At 24.3% G+C, this 15,184-nt stretch carries 13 protein-coding genes; 4 read left to right on the top strand and 9 right to left on the bottom strand.

The window, feature by feature from the left end; all coding sequences use genetic code 11:
* Positions 1–28 precede the first annotated feature (28 nt).
* The 8 genes from fabZ to rpsB form a co-directional block, all read right to left on the bottom strand.
* Positions 29–484, bottom strand: coding sequence for a 3-hydroxyacyl-ACP dehydratase FabZ (gene fabZ / locus D9V61_RS01205; protein WP_158339426.1), 456 nt, complete (start codon positions 482–484; stop codon positions 29–31).
* Positions 485–644: 160 nt separating this feature from the next.
* Positions 645–3,047 carry an outer membrane protein assembly factor BamA gene (gene bamA, locus D9V61_RS01200; RefSeq protein ID WP_158339425.1) on the bottom strand — a complete coding sequence of 801 codons (2,403 nt, stop codon included), beginning with the start codon at positions 3,045–3,047 and terminating at the stop codon, positions 645–647.
* Positions 3,048–3,277: 230 nt separating this feature from the next.
* A complete protein-coding gene (gene uppS / locus D9V61_RS01195) occupies positions 3,278–4,033 on the bottom strand; it encodes a polyprenyl diphosphate synthase (protein ID WP_158339424.1) in 756 nt (251 codons plus the stop codon).
* Between the two features lie 80 nt (positions 4,034–4,113).
* A complete protein-coding gene (ispC, locus tag D9V61_RS01190; RefSeq protein ID WP_158339423.1) occupies positions 4,114–5,310 on the bottom strand; it encodes a 1-deoxy-D-xylulose-5-phosphate reductoisomerase in 1,197 nt (398 codons plus the stop codon).
* An 84-nt stretch (positions 5,311–5,394) separates the two neighbouring features.
* Positions 5,395–5,952: a ribosome recycling factor gene (frr, locus tag D9V61_RS01185; protein ID WP_158339422.1), complete on the bottom strand. Its 558-nt coding sequence runs from the start codon at positions 5,950–5,952 to the stop codon at positions 5,395–5,397.
* 79 nt (positions 5,953–6,031) lie between these two features.
* Positions 6,032–6,760 carry a UMP kinase gene (pyrH, locus tag D9V61_RS01180; protein WP_158339421.1) on the bottom strand — a complete coding sequence of 243 codons (729 nt, stop codon included), beginning with the start codon at positions 6,758–6,760 and terminating at the stop codon, positions 6,032–6,034.
* Positions 6,761–6,810: 50 nt separating this feature from the next.
* Positions 6,811–7,620: a translation elongation factor Ts gene (tsf, locus tag D9V61_RS01175; protein WP_158339420.1), complete on the bottom strand. Its 810-nt coding sequence runs from the start codon at positions 7,618–7,620 to the stop codon at positions 6,811–6,813.
* A 77-nt stretch (positions 7,621–7,697) separates the two neighbouring features.
* Positions 7,698–8,432: a 30S ribosomal protein S2 gene (gene rpsB, locus D9V61_RS01170; RefSeq protein ID WP_158339419.1), complete on the bottom strand. Its 735-nt coding sequence runs from the start codon at positions 8,430–8,432 to the stop codon at positions 7,698–7,700.
* A 256-nt stretch (positions 8,433–8,688) separates the two neighbouring features.
* Between rpsB and map the strand changes: the two genes are divergently transcribed.
* A complete protein-coding gene (gene map / locus D9V61_RS01165; protein WP_158339418.1) occupies positions 8,689–9,483 on the top strand; it encodes a type I methionyl aminopeptidase in 795 nt (264 codons plus the stop codon).
* Between the two features lie 63 nt (positions 9,484–9,546).
* Positions 9,547–10,371: a 2,3,4,5-tetrahydropyridine-2,6-dicarboxylate N-succinyltransferase gene (dapD, locus tag D9V61_RS01160; RefSeq protein ID WP_158339417.1), complete on the top strand. Its 825-nt coding sequence runs from the start codon at positions 9,547–9,549 to the stop codon at positions 10,369–10,371.
* A gap of 46 nt (positions 10,372–10,417) precedes the next feature.
* On the opposite strand, the gene degP is transcribed toward dapD, so the two are convergent.
* The gene (gene degP / locus D9V61_RS01155) at positions 10,418–11,854 is read right to left on the bottom strand and encodes a serine endoprotease DegP (protein WP_158339416.1); all 1,437 of its coding nucleotides are present in this window, start codon (positions 11,852–11,854) and stop codon (positions 10,418–10,420) included.
* 349 nt (positions 11,855–12,203) lie between these two features.
* On the opposite strand from degP, the gene D9V61_RS01150 reads away from it, so the two are divergent.
* Together D9V61_RS01150 and ilvI are read left to right on the top strand one after the other, a co-directional pair.
* Positions 12,204–13,199, top strand: a complete 996-nt coding sequence (locus D9V61_RS01150; RefSeq protein ID WP_261979467.1) for an FAD:protein FMN transferase — start codon at positions 12,204–12,206, stop codon at positions 13,197–13,199.
* A gap of 266 nt (positions 13,200–13,465) precedes the next feature.
* A complete protein-coding gene (ilvI, locus tag D9V61_RS01145; RefSeq protein WP_158339415.1) occupies positions 13,466–15,181 on the top strand; it encodes an acetolactate synthase 3 large subunit in 1,716 nt (571 codons plus the stop codon).
* The last annotated feature ends 3 nt before the right edge of the window (positions 15,182–15,184 follow it).

Here is a 15,184-nt window from a genome sequence, read left to right as displayed (position 1 = left end):
TTTCCGAAATTTATATAAATATATATTTTTAAAATAAATATTTTTTAGCAAAAACAATTTTAGATTTACAAACAACATTATCATTTACTAAAGCCATATTTTTGAAAATTAAAATATTTTTATTAGCTTTTAATAAAAACACCTCTATAAACATTTGATCACCAGGAATAACTATTTTTTTAAAACGAGTATTTTCTATACCTACAAAATAATACAATTCATTTATATTTAATTTTTCTGTACTTTCATATATTAGAACACTTGCTGCTTGAGCCATAGCTTCTACTATTAATACACCAGGGAAAATTGGTTCGTTTAAAAAATGACCTTGAAAAAAAGGCTCATTTATAGTGCAATTTTTTATTGCTTGTAAATATTTAAATTTCTCACATTTTAAAACTCGATCAATTAGTAAAAAAGGATAACGATGAGGTAGAATTGTTAAAATTTTTTTAATATTTAATACATTTTTTATAAAATTCAAAATATTTACCTTATTGTAAATATTTTATTATAATAAATATTATAATTCATAATAAAATATAGATGAAATTTCAATTTTATTTTGTATTTGATATCAAGAAGCAAAATATTTATATTTTTTATAATTATATAAAATAATTTTTTCTTAACTTGTATTTAAATTACCAATTCTTACCGACATTAAATTGAAATGGTTCCAACTGATAATTTTTATTTTTTTGAATAGGAATTGCATAAGAAAAAATTAGCGGACCAATTGGAGAAAACCATTGTAATGAAATACCAACTGATGAATAAATATCATTTAATATGTCATTTTGTAAAAATGAAAAAAAATTAACATTTTTGCTATTATTAGATTGTGTATCCCAAATATTACCAATATCTAAAAAACAAGAAGTACGAAAATATTTAGAATATTTATTATTTATAAAAGGAAAAGGTATAACGAGCTCTAAATTAGAAACTAGGTTTAAATTTCCTCCAATAGAATCGATAGATTCACATGTATTATTATTTTTATATCCAATACAATTGTCTGAATTAATACTATCATAGATTTTTTTAGGACCGATAGTATTCATACGGAAACCACGAATATTATTTGAGCTGCTAGCATAAAAATTTTCGTAAAAAGGAAGTTTTTCTTTATTAAAAATATTCCCTATTCCCATGAAAATATGACTGAAAAATATAAAACTTTTTTCTTTATTTAATGGAATATATTGTTCACTATCAAACATTATTTTATAAAAATTATCATCAGATCCTGGAATAGTATTTTTTCCACTAATATGTATTTGATTACCAGAGATCGGAAAATAAAGATATTCTAAATCATCATATATCCAAGAATAATTTATAGTGAAATCATCTACTAAACTATTTCTTAAAAAAATTGAATTTAATGGTTTTTTTATTAATAGACTTTTATCAATTTTTTTTTCTATATTATTAATATCGTTATGAGTATATCCAAATCCAAAGTTTATTTTATTAGTATTATTAATCAAAAATCCTAAATTACTTTCAAAACCATAAGTTTTTTTAATAAGATTTGAAATGCTATTGAAATTATATTTAAAATCATTATAAAAAAATCTAGGATTAAAATCTGTATTATTACAAAAAAAATATGGATAAATTATTGATATATCTGCATATTTCTGATGATCATTTTTAATAGTACTAGCTTTAAAAGAATTTCCAGAACCAAGTATATTTTCTTGAGAAAAAGAAATATTAAAACTCGTACCGCTATCTATTCCATATCCTAGACCAAAATTTATAGAACCAGTAGGCTGCTCTTGTACCTTATAAATAATATCGATTTGATTAGATTTACTAGGATTTATTTTTTTAATTATTTCAACATTACTAAAATATTTTGTTTTTTCTAATAATTTTTTTCCTGATTCTACTAGTTTTATATTAAAATATTTACCTTCTATTTGTTTAATTTCACGACGTAAAACTTTATCTTGAGTTATTTCATTTCCCATGAAATAAATTTTTTTTACAAAAAAACGTTTTTGAATATCAATATTAAAATCTAATATTATTGTTTTTTTTGCATGATCAATTTGTGGATTCACTATAATTTTAGAATCAATATATCCGTTTTCAGATAACAATCTTTTTATTTTACTTGTTATAATATCAATTTTTTCTTTATTATAAAGTTCATAACGATTAATTTTAATTAAATTTTTAATTAATTCTTGATATGGAAATAAATTACCATTAATAAAGAAATTTGAAATTCTATATTTATTTCCTTCGGAAATATTTATTGTAATATTTACCTTATTTTTATCTTGAAAAAAATCTATTTTTTTATTCGTTACATTAAAATAAAAATATCCATGATTTAAATAAAAATGTTTTAAATTTTTTAAATCATTTTTTAATTCTTTTGGAGAGTAAATACATTTATCTAAAAAATTCCACCAAGAATGATGATCTTTTTGCTTAAATAATGAAAAAATTTTTTCTTTCGAAAAATCTTGAATACCTAATATTTTAATATTTTCAATTTTTATTGGCATACCTTCGTTAATTAATATTTTTAAATCAACAGTATTATTTTTAGAAAAAAATTTTAATATTTTTATATTTGGTTTATATCTTCCAAGATCATCATAAAAATCTTTTATTGTTTTAATAAATGTATCATTAAAAAAATTATTAAACGGTTTTCCTTTTTTAATATTTATTTTTGTTAAATATTTATTTAAAATAGAATTACTAACAATATGATTACCAGAAATAGCAACATTAGAAATAATAGGTCGTTCTCTAATGTTAAAGATAATAATTTTTTCTAAAAAAACTACATTAATATCTTCAAATTTTCCAGTTTTAAATAAAGATTTAATGCTATTTTGTATATCATATTGAGATATTTGACTTCCAATACTAAAAAGAATATTTTTTAACGCTTCATTTTGTGAAAAATTTTTTAATCCTTTAAACTGAATATCTTTTACAATGAATGTATCATCCGCATGTACTGCTACACTAAAAAATATTAAAAAAGCTATAAAAAAATTTTTAATTAACATTATTATTATAATTTTTCCTGAAAAATATTTCTTCTTTTATAAAATTTATTAAAAACTTTATAATTTAGGAGGAATTATAAATTAAAAATAAAATTTAAAAGACACTTATTTGTTATTTATGTTTTTTATTAAATTATTGAGTGATTTTTTTTTAAATAGATTTATAAAATTATTATTTAACATAAATTAAAATTTTATTTACGTAAAAAAATGAATAATATAAAAATATTCTATTTTTCATATTTTTTAAATCCACCAAAACGACGTTCGCGAGATATGAAAGTATCTATAGCATGTTGAAAAATATTCTGATTAAAATCAGGCCATAAAACATCAGTAAAATACAATTCAGAATAAGCTATTTGCCATAACAAAAAATTACTCATTCTCTTTTCTCCTCCTGTTCTAATTACTAAATCTACTGGAAGAAGTTTGCTAGTTGACAAATATTGAGAAAGAGTTTTTTCTTTAATATTATTTACATGTAAAACTCCTTGTTGAACTTTGTTAATAATTTTTTTAATACTTTGAATTATATCCCATCTTCCACCATAATTTGCAGCTATATTTAAAATTAAACCGCTGTTATTTAAAGTCATTTTTTCTGCATTATAAATACTATTCTGTAGTTTTTTATCAAAATATTTTATATCACCAATAACTTTAAATCTAATATTATATTTTTTTAAATTTTGAATTTCACTATCTAATGCATAAGAAAATAATTCCATTAACGATTTAATCTCAAATAACGGACGATTCCAATTTTCACTACTAAAAGCATACAATGTTAATATCTTTAAATTATTGATAAGAGAAAATCTTATTGCTTTTTTTACTGCTTTAAAACCTTCTCTATGACCTAAAATACGCATTTTACCTTTTTTATTAGCCCATCGTCCATTCCCATCCATAATAATTGCTACATGACGTGGATTGTGTTTATGATATTTTTCGTTATTTTCTAATGAAGATTTATACTTCATAGTATGTATATATTTCTCTCAAAAATAGAATTTTTTTAAAAAATTCTAAATAAAATCATTAATACATTAATAATGTATGTTTAAAAAACTAAAGATGAAATTTTATTTTTAGCTAATATTCTTGCTTTCCTATCAATTTCTAAAATATCTTCAATACAATTAGGTTCAGAAAAACAGGAAGACATTAATATTTCAAAATTTATCTCATAAATTTTAGTAAAAGAAATTCTAGAGTCAAGAAAAGCTGATACAGCGATTTCATTAACAGCATTTAAAACAATCATAGAAGATTGACCTTGAGCGAAAGAATCAATAGCTAATTTTAAACACGGAAATTGAATAAAATTAGGTTCAAAAAAAGATAGATTATTTATTGCATAAAAATCTAAATACTTAGCTCCTGAATAAATACGATTAGGCCAAGACATCGCATATGAAATAGATATTCTTATATCAGGTATTGATAATTGCGCTAATAAAGAACCGTCGCAATACTGTACCATAGAATGAATTACTGACTCAGGATGAATTAAAATTTTAATTTCTGATTCTGAAGCATTAAATAACCATCTTGCCTCAACATATTCTAAACCTTTATTCATCATAGTTGCTGAATCTACAGAAATTTTTTTCCCCATTAACCAATTTGGATGAGAACATGCTTGAACTGGAGTTACATTAGATAAATCAGATGAAGATAGTTTATAAAATGGTCCTCCAGAACCAGTTAAAACTATATGTTTAATACTATTTTGTTTTAAACTAGAAACACCTAAATTTTTTTGCATTTCTATAGGCAAAACTTGAAAAATAGCATTATGTTCACTATCAATAGGAAAAATTTTAGCACCACTTAAAGCAAGTGCTTTCATGAATAAATAACCACATGTAATCAAAGACTCTTTGTTAGCTAATAATATTGTTTTACCAGCCTTTATTGCAGATAACGTTGGTAATAAACCTGCTATTCCAATGATTGCAGATATAACTTGATCAGTTTCTTTTAATGAAGCTAATTTACAAATATCTTTTTCCCCGGAAAGAACCTGAGTTTTGATTTTTCTACGTTTTAATTTTTTTCTTAATATATTAGCAGATTTCTCGTCTCCCATTGCTACCCAATCAGGTGAAAACAACTCACATTGCTCTAACATGGTAGCAATGTTAGTATTAGCTACTAAAGCGATTACTTTAAATAAATTCGGATTTTTTTTAATAACAGATAATGTACTAATACCAATAGAACCAGTTGATCCTAGAATAGTAATTTTTTTCATAAATATTCTTAATTATAAGAAATTAATAAATTTTTTAATTTATAGTTTATTAGATAATATCTATATATTTTAAAAATAAAAATCTTAAAGTTTCATCAATTCTATTTCTTTTTTAGATAAAATATAATCTATTTTTTTAATATATTCATCTGTCATAATTTGTATTTTTATTTGAGAAGTATGTTCATTATCTTCACTAATAGTTTTATTTTTAAGAAGTTTTTTAATTTTATCATTAGTATCTCTACGAATATTACGTATATTAATACGACTATTTTCAGCATCACTACGAATTACTTTAATTAATTTTTTTCTTCTTTCTTCTGTTAATGAAGGTATGGGTATTAATATATCTTTACCTTGTAGAATTGGATTCAAATCAAGATTAGAATTTAAAATAGCTTTTCTAATTAAAGATGTAATAGAATTATCAAAAACATTAATTTTGAGAGTATGAGAATCTTCAACTATTATATTAGATACTTGACGTAAAGAGGTCTTAGAACCAAAATATTCAATATAAATATTATGAAGTAATGTTGGTGATGCTCGACCAGTTTTAATATTATTAATATTATTCTGAAATGTTTGAATACATATTTCCATTCGTTCACGAGCCTTTATATTAATCTGATTAATCACATGATTACCTATATAATATATTCTTAACTTAATAAAATATCGTTTTATAAAATATATACTATTAAAATTTTTAAAAAATTTATCTAGTAATAAGAGTACCTTCGTCATTACCGATCATAATACGATATAAAGATCCAGGTTTATTTATATTAAAAACTCGAATAGGTAAATAATAATCTCGAGCAAGTGTAAAAGCAGCTAAATCCATTACTTTTAATTCTTTTTTAAGAACATCTTTATATGTTAGTTGTTTGTATAAAATAGCACGATTATCTTTTTTAGGATCATTTGAATATACTCCATCTACTTTAGTCCCTTTTAAAATAATATCAGATTCCGTCTCAATACCACGTAAACAAGCGGCTGAATCCGTTGTAAAAAAAGGATTACCTGTTCCAGCAGCAAAAATTATAATAAAATTATTAGATAACAAATTTATTGCTCGTTCAGAACTGTATATTTCGCAAATACCATTTAATGGTACTGCGGACATCAAACAAGTCTTAATAGAAGAAATTGAATTTATTGTATCTCTCATAGCTAAACTATTAATAACTGTTGACAATATACCAATATGATCAGCAGAAACTCGATTGAGACCTAATTTAGATAATTTTGCACCACGAAATAAATTACCACTTCCAATAACTAAACCTACTTGAATACCAATTTCTACTATAGATTGAATTTCTTTAGCTATTCTTTTTAAAGCATTTATATCAATACCAAATTGATTAACGCCTTGTAATACTTCTCCACTTATTTTCAATAAAATACGTCGATATATAAATTTCTTATTCGCAGACATATTTGTTAACCTAAATATATTTTATATTAACATGTTTTTAAATCTATAATTTATTTAAGGATAACTTCACCTAACTCAAATCTTATAAATGATATAATGTAAGAATTATGTTCCTTTAAAATTTCTCCGACTGTTTTTGTAGGATCCATAATAAAACTTTGACCTGTTAAAGAAATATTATTAATAAATTTATTCATTCTTCCATCAATAATTTTTTTTAATAAATTAGGTGGTTTTTTAAGATTTTTTGCTAATTCTAATTGAATCTCATATTCACGATTAAAAACTATACTGGATACATTTTCTGGACGTAAATATTCTGGTTTACTTGCAGCTATATGCATTGCAATATTTTTTAATATTTTTTTATTTAAAGAACTTGCACTAACTAATACACCAATTCTATTCCCATGAAGGTAGGAAGAAAGATTCTCGCCTTCTATAAAATGAAAACGATTTATATTGATGTTTTCGCCTACTTTTAAAATTAAATCAGTTCTTCTTAATTCAAAAATATTTTTTAAATGATTAATATCTTTTATTTTTCTTTCTAATGCTTGTAGTATAATCTCTTCACCTAAGAAAATAAAAGAATTATCTTTAGATACAAAATCAGTTTCGCAATTTAATTCAAGCATAACACCAATATTATTTTGAATTTTTAAAAAAATTGCACCTTGATTAGTAACATTATTGATTTTTTTTTCAGCATTTAACTGTCCTTTTTTTCGCAAATTATCAATTGCCGATTCAATATTCCCTTTTTCTTCCAATAATGCTCGTTTACATTCTAAAAAACCTACTCCTGTACGAGATCTTAATTCCTTAATAAGACAAGTATCAACATTAGTATTCGTCATATATTAGTTTCCTTTTTTATAAATAATTTATGTAAAATTTATCAATTTATTTTTATAAAATTTTAATAAATCTTTTTTTATTCAATATCTAGACTATTTTTAGAATCAATTAAGACTTTATCTGATAAATTTTGATTTTTTTCTTTAGAAATAATAAGTTCTACAGATTTTAAATAGAGATTGACTGATCGAATTGCATCATCATTACCAGGTATAATATAGTCTACACCGTCAGGATTCGAATTAGTATCAACTATAGAAAATACAGGAATGCCTAAATTATTAGCTTCTTTTATTGCAATATTTTCATGTGCAGCATCAATAACAAATAGACAATCAGGTAATCCTCCCATATTTTTGATGCCACCTAAACTGTTTTCTAATTTACATAATTCTCTTGATCTTATTAAAGCTTCTTTTTTAGTTAACTTAGTAAAAGTACCATCTTTGGATTCTATTTCTAGATCTTTTAAACGTTTTATAGATTGTCTAACAGTTTTCCAATTTGTTAGCATTCCACCTAACCAACGATGATTAACATAAAATTGTTCGCAATTAATAGCTACTTCTTTAATTCCTTTGCTTGCAGCCTTTTTAGTACCTACAAATAATATTCTTCCTTTTCTTAAAGAAATTTTTTTTAATTCAGAAAGAGCAAAATTAAACATTGGAAGAGTTTTTTCTAAATTAATAATATGTACTCTATTACGAGTTCCAAAAATAAAAGGTTTCATTTTTGGATTCCAATAACGTGTTTGATGACCAAAATGAACACCTGCTTTTAACATATCGCGCATTGATACTATTTCCATAATTACCTCTAATGTGAAAATATTAAATACTTAGTAAGTATTATATTAAATAAAAATAAAGATCAATATATTAATTTTTATTTTTCTTTTATATACCACATAAAATAATTTATATCATTTTTTATGTTAATAAAATAAAAAGTTATTGATTTTTTTTATATTTTTACAATTAAATTTTAAAAAAAATATATATTTTACAGTATAATTTAAATAAATCTTAAATTTTTAAAATTGATATAAAAAACGGCTGAATATTATGAGTTGTATAATTAAAACAGAATCAGAAATTAAAAAAATGCGCATATCTGGAAAATTAGCAGCTGAAGTGTTAGAAATGATAGAAAAATATCTTAAACCAAAAATAAGTACAGAAGATATTAACCAAATTTGTCATGATTACATTGTTTACGAAAAAAAAGCTATTTCAGCATGTTTAGGATATCATGGATTTCCAAAATCAATTTGTATTTCTGTTAATGATGTAGTATGTCATGGAATTCCAAATAAAAATAAAATATTAAAAGAAGGAGATATTCTTAATATAGATATTGCAATTATTAAAGATAATTATCATGGTGATACTTCAAAAATGTTTTTTATAGGTAAAACTAGTATTTTATCTAAACGTTTATGTAAAGTCGCTCAAGAAAGCCTTTACCTATCTTTAAAACTAGTAAAACCAGGTATACCCCTCTATAAAATCGGAGAAATTATTCAAAATCATGTAGAAAAGAACAATTTTTCTGTTGTAAAAGAATATTGTGGCCATGGAATTGGTCGTAATTTTCATGAAGAACCTCATGTACTACATTATAAAAATAAAGAAAATAGCATTATCTTAGAAAAAGGTATGATTTTTACTATTGAGCCAATGATTAATGCTGGAAATCCTCAAGTAAGATGCATGAAAGATAAATGGACTGTAAAAACTAAAGATCGCTCTTTATCAGCACAATATGAACATACTGTATTAGTAACGGAGTATGGATGCGATATTTTAACATGGCAAAAAAACGAAAAGATTTCTCAAAAACTATTTAATAAAAATTAACTTTTATCCAATTTTTTATAAAAAATTTTTATTCATTAATAATAAATAAGGTTAAATTAAAAAATGCAAGAACTAAAAAAAATAATTGAAGAAGCTTATGAAAATAAAAATAAAATTGACTTTAATGATATTGAACATGATATTTTAAAAACCATTTTTCATGTAATTAAATTATTAAATAATGGAACAATTAGAATCTCAGAAAAAAAAGACAGTACTTGGATCACACATGAATGGTTAAAAAAAGCAGTTCTACTATATATGTATATCAAAAAAAATAACTTCATAAAAGGTAGTCATACTAATTATTACGATAAAATTCCATTAAAATATGAAAAATATGACGAAAAAAAATTTAAAAAAGAAAAAATAAGAATAGTACCACCAGCAACAATAAGATATGGCGCATTTATCAATCATAGTACAATAATTATGCCTTCTTATATAAACATAGGTGCATATATTGATCAAGGATCTATGATAGATACTTGGGCTACAATAGGATCTTGTGCTCAAATTGGTAAAAATGTACATATTTCTGGAGGTGTAGGTATAGGAGGTGTTCTAGAACCTCTTCAAGACAATCCTACCATTATTGAAGATAATTGTTTTATTGGTGCTCGATCTGAAATTGTAGAAGGAGTTATTGTAGAAAAAGGATGCGTAATTTCTATGGGTGTTTTTATTGGACAAAGTACTAAAATATACGATAGAGAAAATGGAAAAATTTTTTATGGGAAAGTGCCTGCTAATTCTGTAGTAGTTTCTGGAAGTTTACCATCTAAAAATAGAAATTATAATCTTTACGCAGCTATTATTGTAAAAAAAGTAGACTTCAAAACATTAAAAAAAACAGAAATAAATAAATTATTAAGAAATATAACATAAATAAATAAAAACCGCCCGTATTTTTTCGGGCGGGAATATAGCACAATTATTCACTTACTAAATATATACTATCATTGCCTCTTTTTACACTAAAAACTAATATTTTAGGTTTGGTATCTAATATTTTTTTTAATTCTTCTAAGTTACTTATTAATTTCTGATTAACTCCGATAATAATATCATCTTTTTTAAAGCCAATTTTAGATGCAGATGTATTTAATTTTACATTTTCTACTTTGACACCTTTTTGTTGATTAGATGTATAATTACTTAAATCTATACCTTCAATTCCTATATAAATATTCTCTGAATTTGAATTATTTTTTACAGAATGTTTTAATTCAACAATAACACTTTTTATTTTTCCCTCTCTAAATATTCCTAATTCCATTTTAGTTGTAACTGGCAAAGATCCTATTTCAGCACGCAATGCTGAAAAACTAGAAATGGGTTTTTTATTTAAAGAAATTATAATATCACCAGCCTTAATTCCTGCTTCAAATGCAGAAGAATCAGGTAAAACTCGACTAACAAAAGTTCCTTTTTGCGCATTTATTTTCATAATCTGTGCTAAATCTGAATTTAGTTCCATACCTATTATGCCTAATTCTCCTCGTCTTACTTGTCCAAATTGAACCATTTGTGCAGTTAAATTTTTAACCATGTTTCCAGGAATCGCAAATCCTATTCCAATATTGCCACCATCTGGTGCTAAAATAGCAGTATTAATTCCTATTAATTCACCATTCAAATTAACTAGTGCTCCACCAGAATTGCCTCTATTAATTGCTGCATCAGTTTGAATAAAATTTTCATAATGCTCAATATTCAAACCACTTCTTCCTAAGGCAGAAATAATACCTGAGGTAACAGTTTCTCCAAGACCATATGGATTTCCAATAGCTACAGTATAATCTCCCACTCTTAAATTGTCGGAATCAGCAATTGTTATAGCGCTTAAATTATTTGCGTTTTTTAACTGTATTAAAGCAATATCAGAACGTGCATCTTTTCCAATTATATGAGCTTCATAACGACGTCCATCACTTAATTGAACTTGAATTTTACTTGCATGTTCAACAACATGATTATTTGTTACTGCATATCCTTTATCAGCATTGATAATAACACCAGAACCTAATGCACGAAATTTTTCATTTGTATTATCAGAATCAGGATTAACTCGACAAAAAGGAGAATGTCGAAATGGAGAATTTTCCTGACAAAAAGGTGAATTATCGCCAAAAAATGGTTGAAATTGATGCGGTAAACGAGAAGTACGCACAACAGTACTTCCTTCAACATTAATACTAATTACTGAAGGCATAACTTTTTCCAACATTGGTGCTAAACTAGGAGATATTTCTTTTGAAACAGTGCTGTTTTTTGTACTAGGAGAAATATCACTCCAAGACATTCCAAAACTTAGAAAAAGCATTAAAATCAGTGTTACTTTACTTAATATTATGGCTGATTTTTTCATTATTTCTTTCTCATAATTACAATCTACTCTGCAAATAAAAATATTATTATAATGGAGTACACAATAGAATAAATTTTTATTATACACTCCATCGATATTTAACTCTATTGCTCATTAATATCTATAATATATAAAAATTCATACTAATATCAAGATTAGAAAAGAGACTAGCAATATAATAAATATTTATATTTTAAAAAAATTTTTAAAAATTATAACAATAATTATGTTATAAAAAAAATCTACAATTTTATTTTAATAATTTAATTACTAAAATTTATTTTAATTAGGAGAATAAATTCTTTATGTCTTTTAGTATCATTTATAGCCTTTTTTTTTTATCATATTCATGATAGTTAATTTTTATAATAAACCTTTAAATAAAGAAAAACAAAATATTACAACATTAAAAGGAAAAACTATGGGAACATATTGGCAAGTTAAAATTCCAAATTTAAAAAATAAAATATATATAAAAAATTTAATACAAAAAAATTTAGATGAAGATGAAAATCTGCTTTCATCTTGGAAACAAAATTCTCTTGTATCTCAATTTAATAAACGAAAAAAAAATCAACCACAAATAATTAATAAAAATTTTTTTAATATTATTGATACAGCTTTAAAAATTAATAAAAAAACTAATGGAAAATTAGATATAACAATTAGTTCATTAATTAATATATGGGGTTTTGGTACTAGAGAAAAACCAACTAATTATCCTTCTAAAAAAAAAATAAAAGAAAAAATGCAACTTTCTGGTAGTCAACATTTAAAACTTATTAAAAATTCTTTTGGGATGTTTCTAGAAAAAGATATAGATGGAATAGAAATCAATCTTTCTACTCTTGGTGAAGGTTTTGCTGTTGACCATCTATCGTATATACTTAAAAAAAAAATCAAAAATTATACTATCTCAGTTGGTGGAACTGTATTAGTTAAAACAGAAAAAAATAAAGATAAAATAATTGCTATTCAAAAACCAATTGATCAAAAAAAATCAATACATTTATTAGTACATTTAAACAATAATTCAATTAGTACAGCAGGTAGTTACCGTAATTATTATTATCTTAAAGGAAAATATATTTCACATTTAATTGATCCTGATAACGGAAAACCTATCAATCATAACTTAGTTTCAGTTAGTGTTATTTCCTCAACAGGTTTAGAAGCAGATGGTTGGGATACAGGTTTGTTAATATTAGGTTTTAAAAAAGCTAAAAAATTAGCATTAAAAGAACAATTAGCTGTTTGTCTTATTACTAAAGAAAAAAATATTTTTTCAACATGGATTTCTCCTAAATTTAAAAAATTTCTGGTTAAAAAAAATAATTTACACTAATTTTATGTAAAAATTAAATCATATAAATTATACTTAGTTCTTTCTATTCATTGATAATCTCTGATATATTTGTAATAATAAAAATTAAAATTATTATTTAAAATAATTAATTTTTATATAATAAAAAATAAATTTTTTGAAATATTGTATTTTTAAAATTTCTTATACTAAATAGCGCTAATTTTATCTAGATAAACTACAGGATAAACTGATAGATAGCGAACTAGGAAGTAAAACCTAATAAATTAGTGTCCTGGAGGAAAAAAATGGAAATGTTATCAGGAGCCGAAATGGTTGTTCGATCATTAATTGATCAGGGAATACAGCATATATTTGGTTATCCTGGTGGTGCTGTACTAGATATTTATGATGCTCTAAAAACTGTTGGTGGAATTGAACATATTTTAGTAAGACATGAACAAGCTGCAACTCATATGGCTGATGGTTATTCTCGTTCTACTGGAAAGATAGGAGTTGTATTAGTTACTTCTGGACCAGGTGCAACTAATGCTATTACTGGTATTGCTACAGCATATATGGATTCTATACCTATGGTTGTAATATCTGGTCAAGTTGCTTCTTCATTAATCGGTTATGATGCTTTTCAAGAATGTGATATGATTGGTATTTCTCGTCCAATAGTTAAGCATAGTTTTTTAGTTAAAAAAACTGAAGATATACCAGTTGTCTTTAAAAAAGCCTTCTGGTTAGCATCAAGTGGACGTCCAGGACCGATAGTAATTGATTTACCAAAAGATATTTTAAAAAAAGAAAATAAATTCTGTTATAAATGGCCGGAAAATATTCATATAAGATCATATAATCCAACAACTAAAGGTCATATAGGACAAATTAAAAAAGCATTATGTACATTATTAGAAGCTAAACGACCTGTGATTTATGCAGGCGGTGGAATCATTAGTTCTAACAGTAGTGAAGAATTACGAGTTTTTGCAGAGAAAACAAACTGTCCTGTTACTACTTCTTTAATGGGATTGGGTGCTTTTCCGGGAAATCATGTTCAAAATATTTCTATGCTAGGAATGCATGGTACTTATGAAGCTAATATGACAATGCATCATGCTGATGTGATTTTTGCAATCGGAGTGAGATTTGATGATCGAACAACAAATAATTTAAAAAAATACTGTCCAAATGCAATTATTCTACATATTGACATTGACCCTACTTCCATTTCTAAAACTGTTTCAGCTAATATACCTATTGTTGGAGATGCAAAATACGTATTGAAAACAATGCTAGAACTATTAAAAAAAGAAAAGAAAATTTTATTTTTAGAAGATTGGTGGAATACTATTAAAAAATGGAAAAAAATTAATAGTCTAAAATATAATCAAAAAAGTAATAAAATAAAACCGCAAACAGTTATTAAAACTCTTTTTAAACTTACAAAAGGTACATCTTATATTACTTCAGATGTTGGACAACATCAAATGTTTACTGCATTATATTATCCATTTAATAAACCTAGACATTGGATTAATTCAGGCGGTCTAGGTACTATGGGATTTGGATTACCTGCAGCACTAGGTGTTAAATTAGCTTTACCTAAAGAAACTGTTATTTGTATTACTGGAGATGGTAGTATTCAAATGAACATTCAAGAATTATCTACAGCACGACAATATAATTTAGCAATATTAATATTAAATCTTAATAATTCTTCTCTAGGTATGGTTAAGCAATGGCAAGATATGATTTATTCAGGACGACATTCTCATTCTTATATGGATTCACTTCCAGATTTTGTAAAATTATCAGAATCTTATGGACATTTTGGTATCAAAATTACTAAAACCATAGAATTAGAAGAAAAATTAATACTAGCATTAAATAAATTATCTCATGGCCATTTGGTTTTTGTAGACGTTCAAATAGATAATTCTGAGCACGTTTATCCTATGCAGATTCAAGGCGGGGGTATGAATGAAATGTGGTTGAGGAAAAAAGAGGTTTCCTAAAAT

It is taken from the genome of Buchnera aphidicola (Acyrthosiphon lactucae) (genome assembly GCF_005083565.1).
Lineage (GTDB): Bacteria > Pseudomonadota > Gammaproteobacteria > Enterobacterales > Enterobacteriaceae > Buchnera > Buchnera aphidicola_AH.
This window is presented reverse-complemented; position numbering and strand designations above follow the sequence as displayed.